Raw genomic sequence first — 24,155 nt, 5'->3', positions numbered from 1 at the left:
ATACTGTAGAACATTATGGCACTATCCACTTCTGAAGAACAGCTTATGCAATTGCTCTGGAAACAGGAAAAAGCATTTATGAAAGATCTCATAGAAGCATATCCAGATCCAAAGCCAGCGACCACGACAATCGCAACACTACTTAAGCGTATGCAAGACAAGAAGTTTGTAGATTATAAACAATACGGCCGTTCTAGGGAATACTTCCCTCTTGTAAAGAAGACAGACTACTTCTCCAAACACGTAAATGGGCTGATTAAAAATTTCTTTAATGATAGCGCTGGTCAGTTCGCTTCATTCTTTACCCGTGAGACAGATCTCTCACAGCAAGAACTAGAGGAGTTAAAACAAATCATAGATAAGCAACTTAAAGCCAAAAAGAAATGATACTCATCTATCTCTTAAAAAGCGCTTTATGTTTAGGCATCTTATTTGGCTTTTATAAGCTAGCGCTGGAAGGAAAAGCGATGCACCACTTTAAAAGATTTTACCTCCTGGCAAGTCTTGTATTTTCATTTACCATACCACTTATCACCTTTACATACCAAGCAGCAGAAGCACCACAGATTACTCCCATATTTCAAGAATATGTTGAGACGGTTTCCAATCCAAGTCAGGCCGCTCAAGTTACTGATGTAGATTATACAAACACCGTTATCTGGAGTATATATCTTCTAGGTGTATTCATTTTTGGCTTTCGTTTTATTGTAAATCTTGTGCGCTTAAAGCGAAAGATACATCAGGCAGAGCTGCACCCATCATCACACTTCACGCTTGCTTTACTAGAGCAAGTTATGGTGCCGCACTCTTTCCTAAAGTGGATTTTTGTAAACAAACATTCATACACACAAAAGGAAATAGCTCCAGAGGTACTTGCTCACGAGGCAACTCACGTACGCCAAAAGCACTCCCTAGATATTATTGCCATAGAGTTTATAGAGGTCATTTTCTGGTTTAATCCGCTTGTGTGGCTTTATAAAGGTTCTATAAAATTAAACCACGAATTTCTAGCAGATCAATGTGTTATAGTAGATGAAAGTAATATTGCTATATATCAAAACATACTCTTAAGTTATGCAAGCAGTACTCATCACACTGCGCTCGAGAGTCCTTTTAATTATTCATTAACCAAAAAACGAATCGTTATGTTATCACAATCATTTAGTCGTAAAAAAGTAGTGCTGCGCGCATTACTACTCATTCCAGTAGTTACAATTTGCCTACTACTCTTTAATCAAGGAATCATTGCTCAAGAAAAACCTAAAGAGCAAAAGGCACCTCAAACCTCAACCTACGCCACACAGTTTGTAGAAGGAGCTACACGTAATGGTAAAAACGCACTAGTTATAGAAGTGAAAAATGACAGCATCTATGTAAATGGACAATATAGTCCGCTTGACAGCTTTCGCGAAAGCATAGATAATATCACACAAGAGTGGACAAAAGAAGAGTTTGCACAGCCGGTGAGGTCTATGATTTTTAAGGACAACTCAAAAGAGTTTATAAATAAAGCCGAAGCTGTTTTTAGACAAACGCAATTGTATAAGGCAAATAACAGTCTGCGCCTTATTCCTCCGCCACCTCCCGCTCCACCAGCACCAAGAGGAGAGCTTCCTCCGCCACCACCACCGCCATCTCCAGAAGAACATTTACTCAAAATGCATAAACTAGGTAGCCTTTTTATCTATGATGGTAAAGAAGTAACCTATGAAGAAGCTGTACGCCTTGCAAAAGGTGGTGTAACAGAAATTAAAACACCGTATCCATACAGCAACCCACCCAAAACTTTTATAGGAAGCAAGGATAATAATGTGCCACAAAAACCAGCAATTAAAAAAGGAGATACGCTTACAATAACTGTAACTGAAACGGGTCAAAAGGCACTAGCTGTAATGAATAATAACAAGAATGGAACTATTATAGATAAGCTTCCTGAAAATGCAGGAGTTGATGGACGCCAATTAGAAATTTACAATCGCCTCACATCAAAATATAAAAACAAAACTGTTGAACAAATTCCTGCTGCTGATTTAAAAACAATTCAAATTATTTATGATAATATGAATGATGAACAGAAAGATAAAAATCAGCCTCATCCAATAAACCAAAAAAGCAATCATTTTGAAGTTAAAGCAAGTTATGATGAAGATGGTTCTTTATCAAAAAACGTTGAAGAGCACGCCCTAAATGGCGGTACTTTTGAATTTGAAGGAAAAGAAATCTCAAAAGAAGAAGCGATACTTAAATCTAAGGAACCTAATATTACCACGGAGACTTCTACCTTACATAATAAAATGATTATCCATAAGGATCTACTTCAACAAAAAGCACTTTATTACTATAATGACAAGTTACTCTCAGATGATGAGGTGATTGAATTATTTGAAAACCCTCTGTATACTATGCAGCTCATTTCAAGAGGTTCTAACAAAGAGAAACAGTCTTTCAAATTTGTAAAAATCAAAGAATAATTACAAGCTATACTTCGCACAGCTTGTTTCTTAAAACAAAGCCAATAGCAAAGCCATTAATACAGATATATGTAGCTTTGCGGCAATGGATTATAAAAAGGAATTAAGCTGTTTTTTTTACGACTATTTTGTAGTCTGGGGAATATCTGATGATATTGCTAAATATCTGAATGCTCTCGTTTTAGGTGTTCTCCTTGTTATTTTAGTTTTATTAGTTGACAGGCTTTTTCGCAAGGTATTGAGGACCATCGCTTACCGCTTTTCAAAAGGGTCAAAAACTAATTTTGATGATCTTCTTATTGAAAATAGAGTCCCTCGCAGGTTAGCTCATATTTTACCGCTCTATCTCATGTTAGGCTTTATGCCTATCGTATTAGGAGACTTTCCAGAGATTCAACGTTTATTCTCTACCCTACTCACTCTGGTGGGTATTATACTTGCCTTGCGTATCATTCGTGCGTTTCTGCATACTTTACGAGATTATTTTAAAACCGTTCCCGGTCTTAGGGATAAGCCTATAGATAGTTACATTCAAGTCTTCATGATTATCGCATGGATTCTTATGATTTTCTATGCCATAAGTTTACTTACGGATGTTTCTATAGGTGCTGCCTTAGGAACTTTTGGAGCGGCATCTGCTATTATTCTCCTTATTTTTAAGGATACCATTCTTGGTTTTGTAGCTAGTATTCAGGTTGCCATTAATGATATGGTGCGCATAGGTGACTGGATTACTTTTGAAAAATTTGGCGCAGATGGTGATGTGATTGAAATCAATCTTTCTACTGTAAAAGTGCAAAACTTTGACATGACCATTACTACAATCCCTACCTACTCTCTTATTTCAGATTCCTTTAAGAACTGGAGAGGAATGACAGATAGCCCTGGACGTCGTATTAAAAGATCTCTATTAATCAAGCAGGACAGTATCAAATTTTTATCTAATGATGATATAGAGAGACTCAAAAAGATTGGTTTAGTTTCTAGTTATTTGACAAACATGCAAGATAAGCTGGACAGGCTCAATGCAGATGATGATATTGATCGCTCTTTACAAATCAATGGTGTAAACCTTACTAATATAGGGCTCTTCCGTAAGTACATGGAAACTTATATCCAAAATCACAGCGCCATTAACAAGGAGATGCTTCTTATGTGTCGCCAGCTTGCTCCTACTGCTCAGGGTGTTCCTCTCGAGGTGTACTGTTTTAGTAAAGATAAAAAGTGGGAAAATTATGAGTATATCATGGCAGATCTCTTTGATCATTTCCTAGCTGCAGTATCTTATTTTGATTTAGAACTTTTTGAATATCCAAGTGGTGACAACTCTCCAAAATTTATTGACTCTTCAGATTTTGAGTAAGGTACGCTTTCACGAAAGCGTAAAAGAAAAAAACTGCAACATTTTATAATTTATACAGTCTCTATAACGTAGAGGTTGGCACTCGTATGCGATACCCTAAAAATTAACACATACGAAAAGTTGTCAAAACATCGTTCTATACACCATACACATCATCAATCATCTTGCTGGACCTCAATCACCCAGCGACTGTAACTAAACGAACCGTATTATGATTCAATCCTTTTTTATTCTCTGCTCTGGTGCAGATCGTGACGTTTTAGACACCTGCTCTCGCGGAGAGAAGAATAAATATGCTGGCATAGGAGCTACCGTATTTTTTACAGCCGTATTAGCCACCATCGCAGCAACCTATGCGCTTTTTACCGTTTTTGATAATGTGTATAGAGCCATACTTTTTGGCTTATTGTGGGGACTAGTTATTTTTAATCTAGACCGTTTTATTGTTTCTACACTCAAAAAGCGAAACAACTGGTGGAAAGAATTTGGGATGGCAATACCCCGCCTTATTCTCGCGGTAATTATTGCTGTGGTGATTTCAAAACCCTTAGAGCTTAAAATATTTGAGAAAGAGATAGACCGCGTGATGCTTAGTCAAAAAAATGAGTTTACCGTTCAAAATCAAGGCGAAATACTCGCGCAGTACACTCCAGAAATCAATAAACTGGATGACCAAATAGCTGCCGCAAAACAAGAAATCACTTCCAAAGAAACAGAAGTAAATAACCTATATGAAATCTACATAGACGAGGCAGAAGGTACTGCCGGCACAGAATTACTAGGCAAAGGCCCAGTCTATCAAGAAAAACGCGACAAACACGATGCAGCTCTTGCAGAACTTACTACTCTAAAAGCGACAAATGCGGAACAAATAGCACAGGCCGAAGCGCAAAAAATACAACTGCGCGATGAGTTCAACACTGCTGTAAGTACGAGTCAGCCCATTATAAATAACTTTGACGGATTAATGGCGCGCATAGATGCGATGAAAGAATTACCGTGGTTACCCTCGTTGTTTATTTTCTTACTCTTTCTTGCGATAGAGACAGCTCCCATATTTTCTAAGCTTATCTCGCCTATGGGTGAGTATGATATCAAGCTCGCAGATCACGAACTCACCATAAAAGAATGGAGCGCACAAAAAGCATTACAACGCAAGATCCTTACAGAGACAGATCATATTGTAAATGATCGCGTGTATACAGACATCGCTCAAGATGAAGAGCTTTACAACTACAAGAAAAAGATGGCAAAAGAGATTTTAAAACGACAGCAAGATGCCTTTTACAGGCGGCAGACTAAAATTTTAGGATAGTCACATTTAGTCCTATGGGCTATAATGTATCTTTATAGGAAATAGGCTTATTATGAAAATCGTTATCACGCTCCTGCTTGCTAGTTTCTTATTAATAAACTGCCAGCAACAACCTACAGTTGCTCAAGATAAGACAGCCATTACCGATGTGTTAAGAGCACAACAAGAAGCCTGGTCAAAGGGAGATCTAGAAGCTTTTATGCAAGGCTACTGGAAGAGTGATTCCTTAAAGTTTTATGGAAGTAAAGGCCTTACTTATGGGTGGGAAAACACACTAGCAAATTATAAAAAAGGATATCCTACACTAGATCACACAGGTGAGTTGCAATTTGTGATAAATGATATGACACTCATAGAAGAAAACGCTTACTATGTGATGGGAGAATATCATCTTAAACGTAAAGTAGGTAATGCAGACGGCGTTTTTATCATCATCTTTAAGCGTATAAACGGCGCCTGGAAAATTGTAGCAGATATGTCTTGCTAGAAAGTAAAGCGCATTTGCACATCAATCTCTTCTTCTTTTACAGCCTTTTCTGCATCCTTCTTTTTACGGTCTTCGGTATTAAGATTAGATAAAGAAATTCCTAAGAGACGCACACTATTTTTCATTTTCTCTTGATAAAGCAAATCCTTTGCAGTTTCTAAAATAATTTCCTTTGACCGCACATAGAGCTCTAGTGTTTTAGACCGAGTTTGTAATGTAAAGTCTGAGTACTTAATTTTTAGGGTAATAGTCTTCCCTGCGACTTGACTTTTAGCGAGACGCTTCTCTACCTCCTCTGCGATAATATCAAGTTTTTCTAGCATAAAAATCTCTGAGGTGATGTTTTCAGAAAAGGTGCGCTCGGCAGCTAGTGATTTTCTTATGCGGTTAGGACGCACCTCACTATACTGGATGCCACGTACGATATCATAGTAGTAAGCTCCACTCTTTCCAAAGTTGTCACTCAGATATTCCTTAGATTTCATCTTCATATCCATGCCTGTAAAGATGCCATGCAAGTACATCTTTTCGGCAGTCTTTTTTCCTATGCCGTAAAACTTTCTGATGTCTAGTTCCTCAAGAAAGGTGATTACCTCCTCTGGTGGTATGGTTTTCTGGCCATTGGGTTTATTAATGTCACTGGCAACTTTTGCAATAAACTTATTGATGCTTATTCCTGCGCTGGCATTTAGCCCTGTTTTTTCTTTTATGCGTTGTCGTATCCACGAGGCAATAACGGTTGCGCTAGGCATTCCTACTTTGTTTTCGGTAACATCTAGGTAGGCTTCATCTAGTGATAAGGGTTCTACAAGATCTGTAAACTCGTGAAAAACGGAGCGTATCTGAGCAGAGACCTCTCGGTATCGTTCAAAGTTAGTCTTTACAAATATGAGGTCGGGACACAGTTTTCGCGCAAGCGCACCCGCCATAGCAGACCGCACGCCATATTTACGAGCCTCATAACTCGCTGCACTTACCACACCACGCTCACCACCGCCACCTACAGCAATAGCTTTACCTCGTAAATCTGGGTTGTCCAGCTGCTCTACAGATGCATAAAATGCATCCATATCTACGTGAATTATCTTTTTTATAGGCAGCTCAGACATTGTATGCAAGTTACAAAGTACTCAGAAGGTTTTGTACTATAAATCGTAACTTTGAGTATGTCTAAAACAGCAATCATACTCGGCGCCACAGGTCTTACTGGCGGACTTTTAACAGAGTTACTCATAAAAGACCCAGCATTTTCTAAAGTGAAAATCTTTACAAGGCGGCCCACCTCTTTTACACACGAGAAAGTGGAAGAGATTATTTGTGATTTATTAGACACAAGCACCTTCAAGGAGCAATTTACAGGTGATGTTGTTTTTTGCTGCATAGGCACAACGAAAGCCCAAACGCCAGATAGAGATAAGTATCGCGCTATAGACTACGGCATCCCGATTGAAACGGCACAACTAGCAAAGCAACACGGGATAACAAGTTATATGGTCATTTCTTCGGCGGGAACTTCGGCTAAGAGTCCGTTTTTCTATGTTCGTACAAAAGGTGAGATGGAGCGCGACTTGAGTAAGGTAGGAATTGAGAACACGTACATTCTTAAACCTGCTTTTATAAATGGTCGCCCAGATGACGCTCGCAAAGGCGAGAAAACTCTCAAAATGATGATGGCCGTTATGGACTTCTTTATGGTGGGACCGCTCAAAAAGTGGAAGTCTACACAAGCAAAAGATATTGCTAGAGCTATGGCACAACTTGCAAAACAAACAGTAACCCACACAGACATCACAAATATTGAGATTAAAGAATTAAGCAGTGCCTACTACGTTTAACCACATCACCGTCCCCTCCCAAGACCTTAAAGCGGCGATTGCGTTTTATACAGGCATTGGTATGGGACTTATTGAGCACGAGCCTCAGCATCACGCACATTTTGAAAACAAGGAGCACGAAGTCATTTTTACAGCTTATTATAATCCCAAACTTCCAGAACAACCCGTAACCGTTTACTTTGAAACAGACGGTATTGAGGTGTTTGAATTACGCTTTCGCGAAAGCGTACTCATCCCCACCATATACAGAGACTGGGGTGGAAAGGACTTAACACTACAAGATCCCGATGGTAATAATGTAGTGCTTTACCAAAAGGACACTCCTACGACCGTAACTCCCTGGCAAAAATAAATGCTATGAACCTCAACCAAATCACCGTACCGTCACTAGATCTTGAAACTTCCATTGCTTTTTATGAGCAACTAGGATTGCGTCTCATTGTAAAAGCCTTGCCACATTATGCACGCTTTGAGTGCACAGAGGGAAATGCTACGTTTTCTATACATCTTGTAGATGAGCTACCTGCAGGTGCTGGAGTAACGGTATATTTTGAAACAGAGCGTTTAGACCAAGAAGTGTCACGATTACAAGGGAAGAATGTTACTTTTGACCTATTGCCCACAGACCAGTCGTGGTTGTGGCGAGAGGCAAGACTTAAGGATCCAGATGGAAATCAAATTATTCTTTACTACGCTGGTGATAATCGCAAAAATCCGCCGTGGCGCATTAACTAAAGGCTAGATATAACAGCAACATTATGTTAGAAATAGAACGAAAATTCCTAGTAACCTCAGCGGCTTATAAAGAAGTTGCTCAAAAGGCAACTCGCATTACTCAAGGATATCTAAGCACAGATCCTGAGCGAACTGTAAGAGTGCGAATTAAAGGCGAGAAAGGCTTTCTTACGATTAAAGGAAAATCAAACGATAGCGGTACTACCCGTGTAGAAGTAGAAGAAGAAATCGCAGTAGACAAGGCGCAAACACTTCTATCACTGTGTCTTCCCGGAGTTATAGATAAGACACGTTACGAGTATACTGCAGGTAATCACACTTGGGAAATAGACGAATTTTATGGAGAAAACGAAGGACTAACCATCGCCGAAATCGAACTTAACTCTGAAGAAGAAAATTTTACAACACCAGAATGGATAGGTCAAGAAGTGACAGGAGATAACAAATATTACAACTCGCAGCTATCTAAGAATCCTTTTAAAAATTGGTAATATGAAAATTACATTCACTTTCTTAGCACTCGTACTACTATTAAGTTGTCAATCTAAGGTTGAGACAAACACCAGCGCTATCAGCGCCCCACCTAGTAAAGCGAAACAAATTGCAGATCTCAAAGCCAATGGATATGAGATATTCAATTACTACGATGATGATATTCAGGACACGGTAATTATGCAAAAGTATTTTTTAGCTTTCCTCAATACAGGACCTAATAGATCACAGGATGAGGAAGAAGCTACAAAGATTCAGAAAGGACACCGCGCACATCTAGGTCGTATGTACGAGTTAGGCTATGCGGATATATCTGGACCTCTAGAAGATAGCTTAGGGGTGACCCAAGGAATTACAATTTACAATGTCCCAAACCTTGCTACAGCAGATAGTCTAGTACGCTTAGATCCCGCAGTACAAAGTGGCCGACTAGTGGTAGATATAAAACCGCTTTGGGCTGGAAAAGGCTTTGCTTTGAGATAAACATTACCCTCTAGAAACCTCAATTTGCTTCTTGAGTTCATTACCCTGAGCATCTACTACGGTTAGCACATAGGTTCCTACTTCTGGTGCAATGGCTAGTTCATGAAAAACTTCTGTACTGCCTATAAAGTTATTGTCTAAATACCAGAAGAGCTTCGTCTCTGGATTGCGATGAGCTACTTTAAGCACCACATCATTTATTTCCGAATCAAAATTTTTAGGTAAAATAACGCCTTCATTATTTTTGGGATATATAAAAACCATGGGTTGCTCTCCTGAGAATCCGCAATTGGGGAGGTAAGTTGGTAACTCTTTGTAATCTGGATGCTTTCCTGAATAATAAAAAGCTAACGAGGCCGGTAACGCAAAGTAATTTTTAGACTTCATTTTATCTAGTTCATAACAATCAGAATTAACGCGATAGGTCTCACTATAATCTACATATACCTGTTTATGATATGGACAGGCAGCACTATGTTCTCCAGCAACAGGAGCCAGAATACTTTCTGTAAGCGGGCAATAGACGCTCGCTTTCATTCCGCTTTTTGTGCATACGTTTATTTCGGCAAGAGCATCATAAGGCGTGTCAAACCAATTACCGCTCATGGGTAAGCTACGAAGTATATCAAAAAACAATGGAGCCGCTGCTTGAATACCCGTGATGCCTGGTCTTCCTTCTCCATCTGCATTTCCTACCCAAACACCTATGGCATACTGAGGTGTAACCCCAACTGCCCATGCATCTTTGAAACCAAAACTTGTTCCAGTTTTCCAAGCTATGGGCTGCGCATCTTCATAAAACTGCCAGTTCTCCTCCCCATTAGGCCTATTTACCGTACGTAAAGTTTCTAACGTATTATATATTGCTCCTGCAGAAAAGACACTTGGCTCACTGTGTAAATTCTCCTCTTTCTTATCACAGGTAGCACAAAGTTTGCGCAACGTATACTCCTCAAATGAAGACGCTGAGTACTTACTACTGGACTTATTAAATGTATGCAGTGTGTTTGCCATTCCTGCATAGGTTTTTGTCAACTCAAACAGGCTACTCTCTGCTCCGCCTAGTATCATAGCCAGTCCATAATGAGAAGCCGGTTTATTAATTCCGCCTAGGTTCATTTCCTTAAGATTACCATAGAATTTATCGAGACCGTATTGTCGTAGCAAACGCACAGCAGGAACATTAAGCGATCGAGCTAAAGCAACATCTGCAGCTACTGCGCCACTGTATTCATTATTAAAGTTTTGTGGCTGGTAATTATTAATACTCGTGGGAATATCTGCCACCAGCGTTTTAGGCAAGAGCATGCCTTCGTCTAGCATTCCGGCATATAAAAAAGGTTTCAGCGTGCTTCCAGTGCTTCGTGACTTTGTTACTATATCAACATCCTTTTGATGTGCAGCATCTGTAGGTGCGTTTCCCACATAACCCACTACTTCCTTCGTATTTACATCTATCACAACCATGGCAAGGTTGTAAATCTCATTCTGCTTTAACTGTCCGTAATGCTCTTTTGCCAGTCTATTTAATGAACGTTGCAGTGGTGCTTTTATAGTGGTCTGGATGCGCTTTCCCTCAGATTCTTGCTTTACTCGCTCTACTAGATGTGGTGCTAGTTGTGGTAATGGATAGGGTTTTCCTGGGAGTTTTTCAAGGAGTGACAACTCATAGGTTGTCTCATCTATTTCCCCAGTTTTCCAGAGTTTTTTAAGGAGCTCATTACGCTTTCGCGAAAGCGTTACCTCATTTTTACCCGGTCGCACCATACTAGGATTGTTAGGCAAAACAGCTAAAGCTGCCATCTGCCCCCAGCTCAAACGATCTGCCGGAAGTCCAAAATATCGCCAAGCGGCAGTCTCTAATCCTACCACATTACCCCCGAAAGGCGCGTAGGTCGCATACATATTAAGAATCTCCTCTTTAGCATATCCAGCTTCGAGCCTTGTAGCCTTTATAAGTTCGACTAGCTTTTCCATGTAAGAACGTTCTGTTCCTTTTCTAGAAAGTCTAATTACTTGTTGCGTAATGGTGCTGCCACCACGACGTTTATCTGTTGTAATATTTCCCCAGATGGCCTTCCCCATAGCCACGGGATTAAACCCAGGATGCGTATAAAAATACTCATCTTCAAAAAGAAGAATACACTTCTCAAACTTTACAGGAACGCTGTCTAGTGCAGGAAAACGCCACTGCCCATCACCCGCAATACGCGCACCCAGCAATTCACCTTCTGCACTCTCCACCACTGTTGCATGCGGATCTTCAAACAATGGTGAAGGCAAAGAGAACAACCAATACATAAAAAATCCCGCCAATATAATGAGCTTGACTTTGTGAGATTTTAAAAACTGTATGATGGATGTTCTGGTCATTACTACTTCTCAATCAATACCCAATTACCTTTGTTTCTTGCATAATAATTTGCATCATACATTGCTTCTACCTGAGTGCCCGGCAAGTAATACCTACCTAAGTAACTTGCATTGAGACGTACTGTAAACGTTTTTGTGCTGGCTTTACTCATATCAAAATAAAAGTTGACTCTATCATCTCTTATGTCTGTGTAGCGTGCGCTGCCTTCTGTACCGCCTTGTGCATCTGTAAAGCGTGTGTTTACAATTTCCCACCCGCTTGGAAAGATTTGTGTGAGCGCAATATTATCTACATAGTCGCGACTGTTATTACTTACTGTAATTTTTGCTGTAAACTCTTCTCCTTGCTGGAGATTATTGATAGACATCACTTCACCTGCGAGGTTATAAAAGGTTGTTTTAACCTGTAGTTTTTTTTGATCTACAAGCTCTTTGCCTAATGGTAACTTACCACTTTGAACAAGGCGTATGAACACGGTACTATTTTTAGCATTTTTTATAACGATTTTATTTGTTCCGTCCTGCGTTTTTATGTCACGTAGAGCGATAGCTTGTTGTGTATCTACACTATACTCTTTTCCATCTTTTATATAAGAGAACTGCATTGCTTTACCTCCGTTCTTTACAACCATTTTTGCCATAGCCAGCAGTGCATAACTGGTTTCTTGAGTACTTAACCACCTGTCTGAAGCTAGCGTTTTGGCTATACTGATAGCAAGCTCTTTTTGCTTGCTATCATTAAGAAGCACCATCGTCTCAAGCGCCATTGCTCTGTTGCGATATACCGAGCCATAGGTATGGTAGTCATACTTTTTAGGAGTAAAATCAATATTTGCCCTAGCGGCAAGTTGGCCAGCTACTTTGTCTTGACCTGCTAGTGCATAAGCTCCCGCAAGCCTCCAGGTTGCTTCATTACTTAAATTTGTATTCTCACGAAGACGGTTCATCGCTGCAAGGTCGGGTTGTCCCGCAAGTGCGAGCGTGTATAAGCCATATGCTTGTACTAGCGTTGCATTATAACTTTGTTGTCCAGATCTCCACTCACGAGCCTCCTTTTTCTGAAAACGTAACCAGTTATTCATAAAAGTGAGCGGTAATGCATATCCCTTTTTCTGGGCTTCTATCATAAAGTGTCCAGCATAGGTGGTTCCCCATAGATCTGCTTGAGATTCTCCTTGCCAGTAACCAAGACCTCCATCTGCGTTCTGGAATCTTCCTAAACGGATAATTCCGTTTTTGATATGTTCTTGTGACTCGGCTTTTTGCTCATAAGTCAGATCAAAAATATCACTCAAGAATAATTGCGGAAATACGCCAGACGTAGTTTGCTCTACACAACCGTGTGGATAGCGTATCAGATATTGCATACGCTTTGTAAAATCCATAGGTGGTAATGTCGAAAACTCTAAAGCGCTTTCATTTGTTCCTGCTACACCATACGTCTCATAATCAATAGTAAGATTACTGCTAGGGTCTAATTCGTAATCGGTTACTTGTTGCGTGATAGGATTTGGATTTTCTACGTCGATTTCTACTTCATAGGTTGCACGCTCTCCGTGACCTTCTACAATAATCTGTACGGTTTGCACTCCTGTTGCGGCTTGCATATCAAACTCAAACGGCACTATTTTTTCTCCCACTTGCGTGAAATTTACCGTTTTCACATTCCCGTTAGACGCTTTAAAAGCTTCAGAAGTTTTTATCGTAATCTTAGCCTGCTTGATTTTACTTTCCATGGCAAACACGGTAACGGGTAAAGTCACGTGCTCTCCCGGAGATAATTTTCGCGGAAGCGAACCTAGCACCATCAATGGTTTACGCACAGCCACCGTTTTGTCCGATTTACCGTAGGCGCTTTTTGTGGCATCTCCAGCAATCACCATCGCACGTACAGAGCCTACATAATTTGGCATTTTTATAGTATGTGATTTCGTTTCATTTTCGCTTAAAGCAAAAGGACCTAAAAAGGTAACAACGGGTTTAAAACGTTCTGCTTTTCGGTTTTTGGCAGCACTTCCTGCATCACCTCCACCTATTGCATAAATATTATCTACACTACCCGAGTATGCACCGATTACATAATCATACATGTCAAACGACTTTACTCCGAGCGCTTCCCTACTATAAAAATGCTTGTGAATTTCTGGCGTTTGAAATCTCGTAAGATCCAGCAAACCGTCATCTACCACAGCAATGGTATAAGTCATTGCTTTGCTATTTTTCTCACTTACCTTTATCGTATAATTCTCCTCTGGTTTAAGAACATCTGGCATGGATATTTGTGGTTGTAACACCGTATTAACATCCTCCACAAGCAACGGAATCACACCGTATAACCTGATAGGCAAATCATTTGCCGACTGTTCATGAGGTTGCAATAAAGCAATGTTTACATACACATTAGGCGCCATCTCTGAGGTAACAGGAATACGTACTTCCGTTTCTCCTTTAACCGCATCTACCCAGTATGTTTCTAGTACGCTCGTACCATTTTCAATACTTACAAGCGCTCTTCCTGCAGACGATGACGGGAATTTAATAATGGCTTTTTCTCCCACATTATACTTCTCTTTATCTGCAGAAAACACGAGCATCTTTGCACTCTCTGGATCACTTTGTAAACCACTCCAGTTTCTATAGAAATATGCTATGCGTCCCGTGGCGTGACCACTCTCTGGGTCTAAAATTCTAATGAGATAACGACCGCTTTCTTTTTCTGAAATGTTCACATTAAAACTCGTTTTTCCATTTGCTCCAGAAGTAACTGTGAAGTTCTGCACGGGCGTGTGCACAGTGCCTGTCTCATAGCTTGAGTAATTATCGTTATTACGGTTCCACCACCAGCGCCATTCCATTTTAAAGACTTTTACTTCTAGCTTCCGATTGCGCGCTGGATTTCCTTGTGCATCTGTTGTCGCAAGATCAAATGTTGTATTCTCATCTGTATAGTAGCTGCCATAGGCTCTACTTTCTGGTGAACGTAAGCCCACAAAATGCTCAAAAGGCGACACATCTTTACTAACGACATCTAGTGAAAAATCACCACCACCTTCATAGCCCTTTGTTACAAACGTAGCTTTAAGCATTCCTGGAGCGCGCTTACTGAGTTCTAGTTTCTTATTGATTTTAGTACTTCCCTCATTGTCTAGTTTACCGTCTAGCACATTAATTTCTACCTCATCAAAACGACGGATAGGATCATAAAAATTATATTTAGGAAACTTCTTGAAACCGCTATTTGAACTGCGGATGGTAGCGTCACTTACAATTTTGAGATTGCGTGCTGGTGCTCCGTGGAGCCATTTTACGGTTGCAGTACCTTCTATACTACCACTGGCATCTAGTATTTCATCCTTAAATTCTAAATTAACCTTGAGCCGGTTAGGCTTTATAGTTTCTACTTTAAGAGACTTATAAAATGTTGCTCCACCTACAGAGATGGTTGCATTATAATTTCCGGTAGGAGCCGTTTGTGTTGTTGGTACAGGGAAATGATAAAAATTATTTAAGGACTGTGCATCTGTATTTCCAGCGAGTACTTTTCTGTACATTAACTTCCCTCTAGGATCTGTAACTTCCAGTTTTACTGGATGATCCTCAGGTAGCGGATTTACTTTATCGTCTAGTGTAAATGTAAGATGTATGGTATCTCCAGGACGATGCACACCGCGTTCTAAATACGTAAATCCTTTTAGTCCTTTTTCTAGTTGGTTTCCAGAAATATCAAACTTACTCATAGACAAACTATGCCCATCTTCTAGTTTTAAATATGCATAATTATTATCCTTTACTGCTACGGCAAAAACTGCATGACCATCAGGAGTTACATTTGCAATACCCGTCGCATCTGTAGTCACCTTTGCTATTGCTTGCTTTTGATAATTATAAAGTGTGATTTTTGTATTTGCTTCTGGGGTAGTTGTAATAATATCTGCCGCTGCAAAGAGGTAAGAATTGTCTTTTCCTTTCTTTACAATGATTCCTAAATCTGATCCTAATAAATTACTATTTATAAACCTCCCTTCTTGATAATAAGCAGGGTGGCAAGGATTATCTTCTTGCTCCCAGTTATATACTTGCTTACGCCATCTATAAATACGGTTATCCCAGTATTGCTCCTCTCTTGTGTCTTCATCTGCACTTTCTGCTTCTGTGTTTGAGTTGTTATAATAATCTTCTTCATAGTAATAATCATCATAGCTATCATCATCTACAGCGGTAGATGTATCATCTGTACATTCAAAGATTGCGTATGCTGGCTTATAACTTATCTCTATACGATATAGTGCTCCAGGATCTGCCTTAAATACCGTAGAGAGATCAATACCATGAGCTTTCCACTGCCCATTATCTAGGTATTCTTTATTTGCTATTTGTATGGTTTTCTTTGCTATCCTGCGACCTACTCTTTTTAAGTTATAGGTACTTACATCATTGAGTTGTCCATCTTGTAAAAACTGTAACACATTGTTTTCAAAAATCTTGATGATCCTTACATCTACGTGACTCAAGCTTACGGCTTCAAAATAAAAAGGAGTACTTGCTGAATTAGGTAAAATCACCCCGTTAGTTATAGCGCGCACAGCAGGTTTTACCTGCTCAAAACTTATTGATTCTTGAAACTGCTCTTTAAGCCTATATCCATCTGTGCTTTTAATACCTTCAAAAACCTCAACCAGTGCATTTCCTACAATTTTAGTCTCTGGATATACGGTAAGTACATTACCATTTACCTCAAAACGAAGATTACCACCTTGCTGGATAGTTACCAGTCCGGCAAAGTTTTGCTTGTCTTGTATAGGGTCAGAAAAGTTAATTGCCAGTGACGCATTTGCTCCTCTAGTTTGATCGATCCCTATAATTTTAAAGTTATTACGACCTGGGATTTCTACGGTATTTACTCCTTTAGTTTCTTTTGCTCCTATCGCTTTACCATTCCACGATATTTCAATTTTCGAGTCCTCTTCAGCTCTTGAGATACTGTCTATTCTAAAGGAATGAAATCTAGCATAAGCATCTTGGCTAAACCATTTGATAGATAATGCGTTTCCATTTTGTGTAGCATGTATGAGTTGTTGCGCTTTCGCGAAAGCGATATCATCACTCCCCTCTATCTGTCCTTCTAGATAGTTATATTCTTTACTATATGATTGTAATGCACGCAGGTTCACTTTAAAATCTGGCGTGATGGTCTTAAAAGAAAAGTGAAATTCATCCATCCCTTTTTCTAGATCATCATAGAGTTTATCTAACAATACAGTCACCTCGTACTCGGTATTTGGTGCCAGTGGTTCACTAGGCACAAACTCTAGCAATCGCTGGTTACGTATGCTTAATTTACCTGCAACACTAGGGCTTATCTTAAGTATATTATCCGGTAATTCTTGATCCAACTCAAACTGTGAGAGCGCTTTTGCTAGCTCTACTCGTATAGGGTTCTTTACAGACTGCCTACCTTCTGTAGTGTACGAGATGTAATCCTTGTACTTAAATAAATTATCTGTAGGTGCTGGAGTTTTATCGCAAGAAATGGCAAATAAGAACAAGGTAATGACGGTGAGCAGATGGTTTTTAAGCATTGATTGTGATGGTGTTAGGTATCCAAAACTAAGGGTTACTTATTGATAAACAAACAGGTTATTCCTCAAATTTTGGGTGCTCAAATGTATACCAAAAGGCAGCAGATTTTAAGCAAATTAGTAACTGATTGAATTTAGATTCAGGTAGTGTGGTTATTTGTTGAACGGGAATGTTAAAACGTGTAGTATAAGCGTGTTAACTTTTGGGAGTACTTTAACTTTTATTAAAAGAGTACTCTCGCTCTACTTTACAAATCCTGACCGTATAATTATCGTACCAGTCTGATTTACCCATGCGCTGGGCACCTTGATGCTCCGCTTGTGCTTTCCAGTGAGCGATATCCTTTAATGTTTTCCAGTAAGAAACAGTAATCCCGAGATGGTCGCTATCATTTCTAGCGCCCTCTACTCCTAGAAAACCAGGCATTGTTGCCGCCAGCTCCTCCATAAGATCTGCGGCTTGTTTGTAACCTCTCGTGCTACTGGTTCGTGTAGATGTAAAAATTACAGCGTAGTAAGGTGCTTGCATTATTCAGTTTCTATTTTGTACAACACAGGCTTACTTGGTGTAGCATCGTTCTCAAAAGGAGCAATTTGTAAATTGAGAAGATATCTACCATCTGCCACTTTGTGCGGTACATAAATCATCTCTGTGATGGTTGCATCTAGTCGTATATTTTCTTCTACATTCCAGAAGGCGTGATGTGCTTTAAGAGCTCCACCATCTTTTTCTTTGTCTACACTTGGAAGATCTATGAGGAGGTGTTTGATTCCGCTTTCGCGAAAGCGTACCATTGCTTTTTCTTCTATAAACGGCCAGTTTGTGTGAGACCAATTCATTGTTTTCTTTTCTCGTGCATTAGGCAATGTTCGAATGACTAAAGCTTCTGGAGATTTGCCTTTAAGTATACTGTGGAACTGCTTATCTCTCAATATAAAATCGTCTTCGTCGTTATCTAAGGGTTCTGGAATTACAGTGATCACCTCTGCCACAAAAAAGAATGTCTTCAGGTTTTTATTGATACTGTGCACCTTTTCTGTAATGTGTCCAGCAGTCTCTGTATGTGTGCCGTGAGAATGTGGATTAAACGTTATTGTGGTGAAATTCACATCTCCGCCTTCACTCACTTTGCCTACCCAATCGCCATCTGTGACTGTCTCAAACGCAGGCGGATCAATATACCATGCCAGCGGATTCTTCTTAGGAGTAAGAGGAATCGAGAGATCAATAGGTTTTAAAAGATCGACCTTAAAAGTTTCTTTATTATGGGATATTGTTGCAAGCATAGCGTAATTCAAAAGAAGACTAAAGATAAAAATCCTGAATAGATTAACCTAAGTCTTTTGCCTTATAGATAATTGAAATATCTACTAGTGCAAATTAAAAGATTAGAAAGCGCTACTTTAAATTTAAGATAAACAAATCACTAGCGATTCCGTCACTTAAGAACTTCCCTTTTTTTGACACATACACACGGTCACCTTCTATAAACAAGAGATGTTCTTCTACATGCTTTTGTGAATACTCAATAAAATAGTCTTTGTACTTATCGCCATATAAAGTGGCTATCTCTGTAAGTGAAACACCAAACTGCGTGCGCAATCTAGTCATCACATACTCATTATATTGATCTGTAAGTGAGAGCTCTTCCACCTCTTGAGGCAACTCTCCAGCAGTGATTGCTTTTATGTACTTCGGGTTGTTATTAATATTCCACGCGCGACGATTATTATCATAACTATGTGCAGAAGGGCCTATCCCAATGTATTTTTTTCCTTGCCAGTATGCCGTATTGTTTCTAGAATGAAAACCAGGCTTTGCAAAGTTTGAAAACTCATAGTTTTCATAACCTGCTTCTTCCATTTTACGTATTAAAAGCTCATGATGCTCTTGTGCCACCTCGTCCTCTACGGGTAGAACAATTCCTTTTTTGATAAAGTTTTCTAATGCTGTTTTAGGTTCTACGGTAAGTGCGTATGCAGATATGTGAGGTACATCAAGTTTTAAAGCTTGATCAATATTTTCTTCCCAACGCTCATTAGTCATCCCAGGGATTCCGTAAATAAGATCAAGCGAACTATTAGGAAATTGTTTTCTTGAAAGCACTAGGCAATCTATAGCTTCTGTAGCATTATGTGCACGGTTCATTAACTTGAGATCTTCTTCAAAAAACGATTGTACGCCTATGCTCAACCTGTTAATTCTTGATGCGGCTAGTTCGCTTATTTTCTCTGGAATAAGATCATCAGGATTTGCTTCTAGCGTAATTTCTGGATTTTCTTCAATGGTATAATGCGTATAACAGGCATCTATAATCTGTTCAATCTCTACAGTGTTCAAAACAGAAGGTGTACCTCCACCAAAGTAGACATTAGAAACTTCATCATTTTCAAACTCGGCTTTACGCATCTCAAGTTCGCTCATGATTGCCGTTATCATTTCCTCCTTTTTCCCCATGGTGGTCGAAAAGTGAAAATCACAATAGTGACACGCTTGCTTGCAAAATGGTATGTGGATGTAGATGGACGCCATAATTTCTAAAAGAATATTACTTTTTAACCCGTTTATCATTTTGCTTTACAAAGCTCTCCCAGCCCGAGTAGCTTTTACCTATTTCTACTTTTCCAGAATTATAGTAATGACAGACTGCGGCTGCAAGTCCGTCTGTGGAGTCTAGGTTTTTAGGCAAGGTTTTAAGTTTCAATAAAGACTGCAGCATTCTTGCCACTTGCTCCTTACTTGCGTTACCATTTCCAGTAACTGCCATTTTTATCTTTTTAGGAAGATATTCCGTGATGGGGATTTCTCTAGATAATCCTGCAGCCATCGCCACACCTTGTGCTCTACCTAGTTTGAGCATACTTTGAACATTCTTACCAAAAAATGGTGCCTCTATCGCAATCTCATCTGGGTGATAGGTATCAATTAATTGGATAGTTCGCTCAAAAATGAGCTTAAGTTTTACGTAAGGATCACTATATTTCTGCAGCAACAACTCGTTTAGCAGCATGAATTCCATCTTCTTTCCGACCACTTTTATTAATCCAAAACCCATAATTGTAGTTCCTGGATCAATACCTAATATGATTCTTTCGTCTGCCACTGCTTTTATTGTTACTTTGTGCTCATCCTTAACAAAGAAATGAATGCCTAGATTATCTCACAAAGCTACGCAATTACTCTGGGCGACTCTTAAGATTCTCATTGTAGTACTCGCTGGATATTTTATTTATAGCAAACTCAACCGAAGCGGACTAATTAATCTCCAGTTTCAACTTTCTGAAATAAACACGTCATCGTTATATTTCTATATTATAGTAATACTATTATTTACTAGTGCCAATTGGCTTTTTGAGTTTAAAAAATGGCAAGTTTTAGTAGGTTACATTAGGCAGTTAAGCTTTCGCGAAAGCGCACAACAAACCCTTACAGCTCATCTTGCTGGTTTTGTAACTCCTGCAAAAGCGGGTGATTATGGTGCCAAAGCGCTGTATTACCCAAAAGAGCAACGCAAAAAAATCCTCTTCTTAAACTTTATAGGAAATATGTATCAGCTGCTGGCAACGCTTTTAGTTGGCTTTATAGGCTTAGGTATACTAGCGTTATTTACAAGTGGCACTGCAATCTTTTTCTGGGGTCTAAGTATTTTTATGACACTGGTATTTTATCAAATATTACCAAAAATTCTCAGACGTTTTAACTGGTCATTAAAAGGGAATGCATGGCATAAAATCAAGAGCTTTTGGAAGGTCATACCTAAAGATATCAAACGCAAGACTCGTTTATATTCCTTGATACGCTATGCAATATTTGCACATCAATTTTATATCATTTTACTGATGTTGGGAGCAGATATCCCTTACGTATTTGCCATGTCGTGTATTGCCGCAATGTATATTTTAAGTTCTTTAATACCTGTGATGCAACTACTGGATGTAATAGTACGCGGCGGAGTTGCTGTCTTTGTGTTTAGCTGGTATTTTGTGCCGGAAGAAATTGTGTTAAGCACCGTGCTCATTATGTGGTTATGCAATGTCGTGTTGCCACTCTTGCCAGGAACTATCTTCTTGTTCAAAAATAAAAAGCGCTCAAGCTCAACCCTATAAAAGATGATCTGGATACTACTTTTTGTTTTTGTTTTTTACGGTATGATCATACTTGGCTTCGCCATTAAAATAAAGCATGCTGGTACTTTTGATAATCTTACTAGAGCGCATAAAAACAGATTTACAGTAATTGTACCATTTAGAAATGAATCTAAGAACCTGCCACGATTATTAGCCTCACTAGCCGCAATAGATTACCCATCTCATAATTGGGAACTTATTCTTGTAAATGATGCCTCTACAGACAACTCCCTTGAGGTGATTGATCAATGCCTCAAGAGTTATCAAATTTCTAATGTGATTATTATTAATAATCTGCGTGCTACAGCATCCCCTAAAAAAGATGCGTTGCAAACTGCTATTAATAAGGCAACACATAACTGGATTGTCACCACAGATGCAGATTGCTACGTCCCTACACAATGGCTCGCCACACTAGATGCTGCGATACAACAAGAGCAACCACTTATGGTCATTATGCCGGTTGCTATCGCTACCACAGCGCGTCCTACCTTCTTAACTGCATATGAGCAATTGGACTTTTTAAGCCTAATGGGAGCAACCGCTGGAAGCTTTTATTTTGGCCTTCCCTTTTTATGCAACGGAGCAAATCTTGCGTATGATAAAGATGCCTTTATAAAGGTGCAAGGATTTGCTAATAATGATCATATAGCGAGTGGTGATGATCATTTTTTACTAGAGAAATTTCAAGAAAATTTTAAAAATAAGATAAGTTATCTACGCTCTCAAGATGCCATTGTAACCACACAGCCACAAGAGCAGTGGAGTACATTTATAGCACAGCGCACACGATGGGCAGCCAAGTCTAGCGCTTACACGTTTTGGTTCTCAAAACTCGTGGGTTTATTAGTTGTGAGCGTTAATCTTATGAGTGGCTTAGGTTTGATTTATCTCGCTTTCGCGAAAGCGGAAACTCAATCTCTAATCATCATCGCATTGCTATTGAAAATAATCGCTGATGGAATTCTTATCGCAACTGAGGCGCAGTTTTATAAGAAACTTCCCTACTTAAAATGGTATCCTACTGTGATGATTTGTTACCCATTTTTAAGCACTTACATAGCCATAAAATCGCTTACTAGCAGTTACCAATGGAAAGGTAGAGACTACATGAAATAATAGCCGATAACATTTTCTAAAGTTATTTACTCCACCTTGAGAACTACTGGTATTTTAAATTTTGTCTTTACTGGGACTCCTTGTTTTGTGGCTGCTTTAGCCTGAGGAAGTTGTTTGGCTGCTTCATGAATCCACTGCTCTAGTTTTGGGATTTCATTGCGGATTTCTGGAGTAATGGCAAGGGTATCAATACAGTATTTACCTTTTTCATTTACCACAAAGTTGACTACAATCGTATCATTAAGCACTCTATTTACAACAATGGTGTGTTTACCAAAAGACTCATAAAAAGTGCTCGTTACTGTCTCCTCAAAACATACTCTCAACGCCTCGCCTTCTGCTTGTGAGCTACACGTATCAAAGGTAGGATAGCCATCCACTTTATGAAGATCTATGGCCTTCCAACTTTCTGAAAGATACTCTGAAGAGGATATTTTTTTTGTTTCTATACGGTCGCAAGAAGTCATTACAGCTATTGCTGTAATCATTACTAAACCACGATATAATAAGCCTCTCATACGTACTTCGAAAGTACGATTTTTAAATCTCGTTTAAAAGTGCTGTAAATAGGGCTAGTCCTGTGCTTTTTTGGCTTCAAAAATTTCTCTTTTGAGGATTACAATTCTCTCATTAGCTATTCTTATCAAATATGGCTTTGATTTTGATTTTTCAGATTGAGCCACAAACTTCTCATACAACTGGACAACCTCTTCCTTGTCTTCATAATAATTATCGGCTGCTACGGCAATCGCATATACGGCATCAAGGTTATCAGGATCTTCTTTAACTGCTAGTTGATAATGCTTCATTGCCTTAGTGAACTCTTTCTTAAACTCATAAGCCCTACCTAACGTAAAGTACACATCATCAAGCGGCAAATCTTTATACCTAAGCGCTTTAGTCGAATAATCAACGGCTTTATCGTATTCTCTGTTAAAGTTATATAACCTAGCAAGGGTTATAAGTGTACCCCAGTCTTCGTCATCATAAGCGAGTACTTTTTCATAAGCTTCTATAGCCTCTGGATACATTCTTTTCTCGTAGTAGGCACGCCCTAGTTTATTTCTCACAAACGCAGTATCCATCCCTAAATCTAGTAGTTTATTAAACCACGCTATGGCCTCAACCCACCATCCTTTTATGTAATAGTTTTGAGCTAGAATATTAGTTATCTTAATATTCTCTGGGTAACTCTCAAGAGCTTTCTCAGAAATCTTTTCTACGATGTCGTATTCCTTTAATCCTAGATGATGTAATGCAAGTTCATACATGGCATTTTGGTGAGTAGAATCTAGCTGTACTGCCTTTGCAAAAGCTTTTTCTGAAGTGTCTATCTTTTCATTATCTACATTTCTATTTAAAACTAAGGTATCCTTGACCGCAGTCTTTTTAAGCGCTCTCCCCCATTGATAGTAATACTCAGGATTGGTAGGGAATCTCTTTGCTAAATCAGAAAAAATTGAGTCTGCAAGATGATGCTTTGACTTTGACAGTAATAATCTACCGTACTCTGTTTGAGCTATGGGTTGCTTGTTATTTAGTTCTAATGATTTTTTATAATAGACTAAGGCATCAGTTTTTACCCCTTTACCGTTATAGGCTCTTGCTATTTGCAAATATGTTCTAGCCGAAGGATCTTTTATAGATTCATACTGAGCAATTGCTTTTGTATAATCTCCCATAGCATATAAACTATCTGCAATAGCCAAAGCCGGAGCTTGTGCTCCGGCTTTAGCTATTGCTATGATACTTAAAAATATAATTAGTTTTCTCAT

21 protein-coding genes are annotated in these 24,155 nt (G+C 39.1%); 12 read left to right on the top strand and 9 right to left on the bottom strand.

What is annotated here, in order from left to right:
* Positions 1 to 15 precede the first annotated feature (15 nt).
* From KRODI_RS07135 to KRODI_RS07115, 5 genes are all read left to right on the top strand, one after another.
* Complete coding sequence (locus KRODI_RS07135) at positions 16 to 387, top strand: BlaI/MecI/CopY family transcriptional regulator (protein ID WP_013750919.1); 372 nt, start codon at positions 16 to 18, stop codon at positions 385 to 387.
* A complete protein-coding gene (locus tag KRODI_RS07130; protein WP_013750918.1) occupies positions 384 to 2,471 on the top strand; it encodes a M56 family metallopeptidase in 2,088 nt (695 codons plus the stop codon). The genes KRODI_RS07135 and KRODI_RS07130 overlap by 4 nt, the downstream gene beginning before the upstream one ends.
* An 85-nt stretch (positions 2,472 to 2,556) precedes the next feature.
* Positions 2,557 to 3,834 carry a mechanosensitive ion channel family protein gene (locus KRODI_RS07125; protein ID WP_013750917.1) on the top strand — a complete coding sequence of 426 codons (1,278 nt, stop codon included), beginning with the start codon at positions 2,557 to 2,559 and terminating at the stop codon, positions 3,832 to 3,834.
* Positions 3,835 to 4,045: 211 nt separating this feature from the next.
* The gene (locus tag KRODI_RS07120; RefSeq protein WP_013750916.1) at positions 4,046 to 5,149 is read left to right on the top strand and encodes a DUF4407 domain-containing protein; all 1,104 of its coding nucleotides are present in this window, start codon (positions 4,046 to 4,048) and stop codon (positions 5,147 to 5,149) included.
* 52 nt (positions 5,150 to 5,201) lie between these two features.
* The gene (locus KRODI_RS07115; RefSeq protein ID WP_013750915.1) at positions 5,202 to 5,636 is read left to right on the top strand and encodes a YybH family protein; all 435 of its coding nucleotides are present in this window, start codon (positions 5,202 to 5,204) and stop codon (positions 5,634 to 5,636) included.
* Here the strand turns inward: KRODI_RS07115 and dinB are convergent.
* A complete protein-coding gene (gene dinB / locus KRODI_RS07110; protein WP_013750914.1) occupies positions 5,633 to 6,745 on the bottom strand; it encodes a DNA polymerase IV in 1,113 nt (370 codons plus the stop codon). The genes KRODI_RS07115 and dinB overlap by 4 nt on opposite strands.
* Before the next feature lie 57 nt (positions 6,746 to 6,802).
* On the opposite strand from dinB, the gene KRODI_RS07105 reads away from it, so the two are divergent.
* The 5 genes from KRODI_RS07105 to KRODI_RS07085 are packed head-to-tail and all read left to right on the top strand — an operon-like array spanning position 6,803 to position 9,181.
* Positions 6,803 to 7,471, top strand: coding sequence for an NAD(P)H-binding protein (locus tag KRODI_RS07105; RefSeq protein ID WP_013750913.1), 669 nt, complete (start codon positions 6,803 to 6,805; stop codon positions 7,469 to 7,471).
* Positions 7,455 to 7,823: a VOC family protein gene (locus tag KRODI_RS07100; protein ID WP_013750912.1), complete on the top strand. Its 369-nt coding sequence runs from the start codon at positions 7,455 to 7,457 to the stop codon at positions 7,821 to 7,823. The genes KRODI_RS07105 and KRODI_RS07100 overlap by 17 nt, the downstream gene beginning before the upstream one ends.
* A 5-nt stretch (positions 7,824 to 7,828) precedes the next feature.
* Positions 7,829 to 8,206 (top strand): VOC family protein, encoded by a 378-nt coding sequence (locus KRODI_RS07095; RefSeq protein WP_013750911.1) that lies wholly within the window; start codon positions 7,829 to 7,831, stop codon positions 8,204 to 8,206.
* A gap of 23 nt (positions 8,207 to 8,229) precedes the next feature.
* Complete coding sequence (locus tag KRODI_RS07090; protein WP_013750910.1) at positions 8,230 to 8,697, top strand: CYTH domain-containing protein; 468 nt, start codon at positions 8,230 to 8,232, stop codon at positions 8,695 to 8,697.
* A gap of 1 nt (position 8,698) precedes the next feature.
* A complete protein-coding gene (locus KRODI_RS07085) occupies positions 8,699 to 9,181 on the top strand; it encodes a YciI family protein (protein ID WP_013750909.1) in 483 nt (160 codons plus the stop codon).
* Between the two features lie 3 nt (positions 9,182 to 9,184).
* Here the strand turns inward: KRODI_RS07085 and pbpC are convergent, their stop codons facing one another.
* The 6 genes from pbpC to ruvC all read right to left on the bottom strand — a co-directional run bounded on the left by pbpC (position 9,185) and on the right by ruvC (position 20,237).
* Positions 9,185 to 11,554: a penicillin-binding protein 1C gene (pbpC, locus tag KRODI_RS07080; RefSeq protein WP_013750908.1), complete on the bottom strand. Its 2,370-nt coding sequence runs from the start codon at positions 11,552 to 11,554 to the stop codon at positions 9,185 to 9,187.
* Positions 11,555 to 11,556: 2 nt separating this feature from the next.
* Positions 11,557 to 17,133, bottom strand: a complete 5,577-nt coding sequence (locus KRODI_RS07075; RefSeq protein ID WP_013750907.1) for an alpha-2-macroglobulin family protein — start codon at positions 17,131 to 17,133, stop codon at positions 11,557 to 11,559.
* Between the two features lie 214 nt (positions 17,134 to 17,347).
* A complete protein-coding gene (locus KRODI_RS07070) occupies positions 17,348 to 17,662 on the bottom strand; it encodes an antibiotic biosynthesis monooxygenase family protein (RefSeq protein ID WP_013750906.1) in 315 nt (104 codons plus the stop codon).
* Complete coding sequence (locus tag KRODI_RS07065) at positions 17,662 to 18,420, bottom strand: cyclase family protein (protein WP_013750905.1); 759 nt, start codon at positions 18,418 to 18,420, stop codon at positions 17,662 to 17,664. Before KRODI_RS07065 ends, KRODI_RS07070 begins: the two co-directional genes overlap by 1 nt.
* Positions 18,421 to 18,532: 112 nt before the next feature.
* Positions 18,533 to 19,666, bottom strand: a complete 1,134-nt coding sequence (gene hemW / locus KRODI_RS07060; RefSeq protein ID WP_013750904.1) for a radical SAM family heme chaperone HemW — start codon at positions 19,664 to 19,666, stop codon at positions 18,533 to 18,535.
* Positions 19,667 to 19,682: 16 nt separating this feature from the next.
* Positions 19,683 to 20,237 carry a crossover junction endodeoxyribonuclease RuvC gene (ruvC, locus tag KRODI_RS07055; protein WP_013750903.1) on the bottom strand — a complete coding sequence of 185 codons (555 nt, stop codon included), beginning with the start codon at positions 20,235 to 20,237 and terminating at the stop codon, positions 19,683 to 19,685.
* Positions 20,238 to 20,280: 43 nt separating this feature from the next.
* Between ruvC and KRODI_RS07050 the strand changes: the two genes are divergently transcribed.
* A complete protein-coding gene (locus tag KRODI_RS07050; RefSeq protein WP_013750902.1) occupies positions 20,281 to 21,240 on the top strand; it encodes a lysylphosphatidylglycerol synthase transmembrane domain-containing protein in 960 nt (319 codons plus the stop codon).
* A gap of 3 nt (positions 21,241 to 21,243) precedes the next feature.
* Positions 21,244 to 22,380, top strand: coding sequence for a glycosyltransferase (locus KRODI_RS07045; protein WP_013750901.1), 1,137 nt, complete (start codon positions 21,244 to 21,246; stop codon positions 22,378 to 22,380).
* 26 nt (positions 22,381 to 22,406) lie between these two features.
* On the opposite strand, the gene KRODI_RS07040 is transcribed toward KRODI_RS07045, so the two are convergent.
* Together KRODI_RS07040 and KRODI_RS07035 are read right to left on the bottom strand one after the other, a co-directional pair.
* Complete coding sequence (locus KRODI_RS07040) at positions 22,407 to 22,868, bottom strand: hypothetical protein (protein WP_148235989.1); 462 nt, start codon at positions 22,866 to 22,868, stop codon at positions 22,407 to 22,409.
* An 84-nt stretch (positions 22,869 to 22,952) separates the two neighbouring features.
* Positions 22,953 to 24,155 (bottom strand): tetratricopeptide repeat protein, encoded by a 1,203-nt coding sequence (locus tag KRODI_RS07035; protein ID WP_013750899.1) that lies wholly within the window; start codon positions 24,153 to 24,155, stop codon positions 22,953 to 22,955.

Origin of the sequence: Dokdonia sp. 4H-3-7-5 (assembly GCF_000212355.1) — a bacterium.
Classification (GTDB): domain Bacteria; phylum Bacteroidota; class Bacteroidia; order Flavobacteriales; family Flavobacteriaceae; genus Dokdonia.
The sequence above is the reverse complement of the archived record's forward strand: the minus strand, read 5'-3'. Positions and strand labels throughout refer to the sequence as shown.

Bases quoted from the DNA above. Each gene is read 5' to 3' on its own strand.
- KRODI_RS07130 (WP_013750918.1), top strand. From the start codon at position 384: ATGATACTCATCTATCTCTTAAAAAGCGCTTTATGTTTAGGCATCTTA.
- KRODI_RS07070 (WP_013750906.1), bottom strand. From the start codon at position 17,662: ATGCAAGCACCTTACTACGCTGTAATTTTTACATCTACACGAACCAGT.
- KRODI_RS07115 (WP_013750915.1), top strand. From the start codon at position 5,202: ATGAAAATCGTTATCACGCTCCTGCTTGCTAGTTTCTTATTAATAAAC.
- KRODI_RS07095 (WP_013750911.1), top strand. From the start codon at position 7,829: ATGAACCTCAACCAAATCACCGTACCGTCACTAGATCTTGAAACTTCC.
- KRODI_RS07105 (WP_013750913.1), top strand. From the start codon at position 6,803: ATGTCTAAAACAGCAATCATACTCGGCGCCACAGGTCTTACTGGCGGA.
- KRODI_RS07035 (WP_013750899.1), bottom strand. From the start codon at position 24,155: ATGAGAAAACTAATTATATTTTTAAGTATCATAGCAATAGCTAAAGCC.
- KRODI_RS07090 (WP_013750910.1), top strand. From the start codon at position 8,230: ATGTTAGAAATAGAACGAAAATTCCTAGTAACCTCAGCGGCTTATAAA.
- KRODI_RS07040 (WP_148235989.1), bottom strand. From the start codon at position 22,868: ATGATTACAGCAATAGCTGTAATGACTTCTTGCGACCGTATAGAAACA.
- KRODI_RS07085 (WP_013750909.1), top strand. From the start codon at position 8,699: ATGAAAATTACATTCACTTTCTTAGCACTCGTACTACTATTAAGTTGT.
- KRODI_RS07120 (WP_013750916.1), top strand. From the start codon at position 4,046: ATGATTCAATCCTTTTTTATTCTCTGCTCTGGTGCAGATCGTGACGTT.
- pbpC (WP_013750908.1), bottom strand. From the start codon at position 11,554: ATGACCAGAACATCCATCATACAGTTTTTAAAATCTCACAAAGTCAAG.
- dinB (WP_013750914.1), bottom strand. From the start codon at position 6,745: ATGTCTGAGCTGCCTATAAAAAAGATAATTCACGTAGATATGGATGCA.
- KRODI_RS07075 (WP_013750907.1), bottom strand. From the start codon at position 17,133: ATGCTTAAAAACCATCTGCTCACCGTCATTACCTTGTTCTTATTTGCC.
- KRODI_RS07050 (WP_013750902.1), top strand. From the start codon at position 20,281: ATGCCTAGATTATCTCACAAAGCTACGCAATTACTCTGGGCGACTCTT.
- KRODI_RS07125 (WP_013750917.1), top strand. From the start codon at position 2,557: ATGGATTATAAAAAGGAATTAAGCTGTTTTTTTTACGACTATTTTGTA.
- KRODI_RS07045 (WP_013750901.1), top strand. From the start codon at position 21,244: ATGATCTGGATACTACTTTTTGTTTTTGTTTTTTACGGTATGATCATA.
- KRODI_RS07065 (WP_013750905.1), bottom strand. From the start codon at position 18,420: ATGCTTGCAACAATATCCCATAATAAAGAAACTTTTAAGGTCGATCTT.
- hemW (WP_013750904.1), bottom strand. From the start codon at position 19,666: ATGGCGTCCATCTACATCCACATACCATTTTGCAAGCAAGCGTGTCAC.
- KRODI_RS07135 (WP_013750919.1), top strand. From the start codon at position 16: ATGGCACTATCCACTTCTGAAGAACAGCTTATGCAATTGCTCTGGAAA.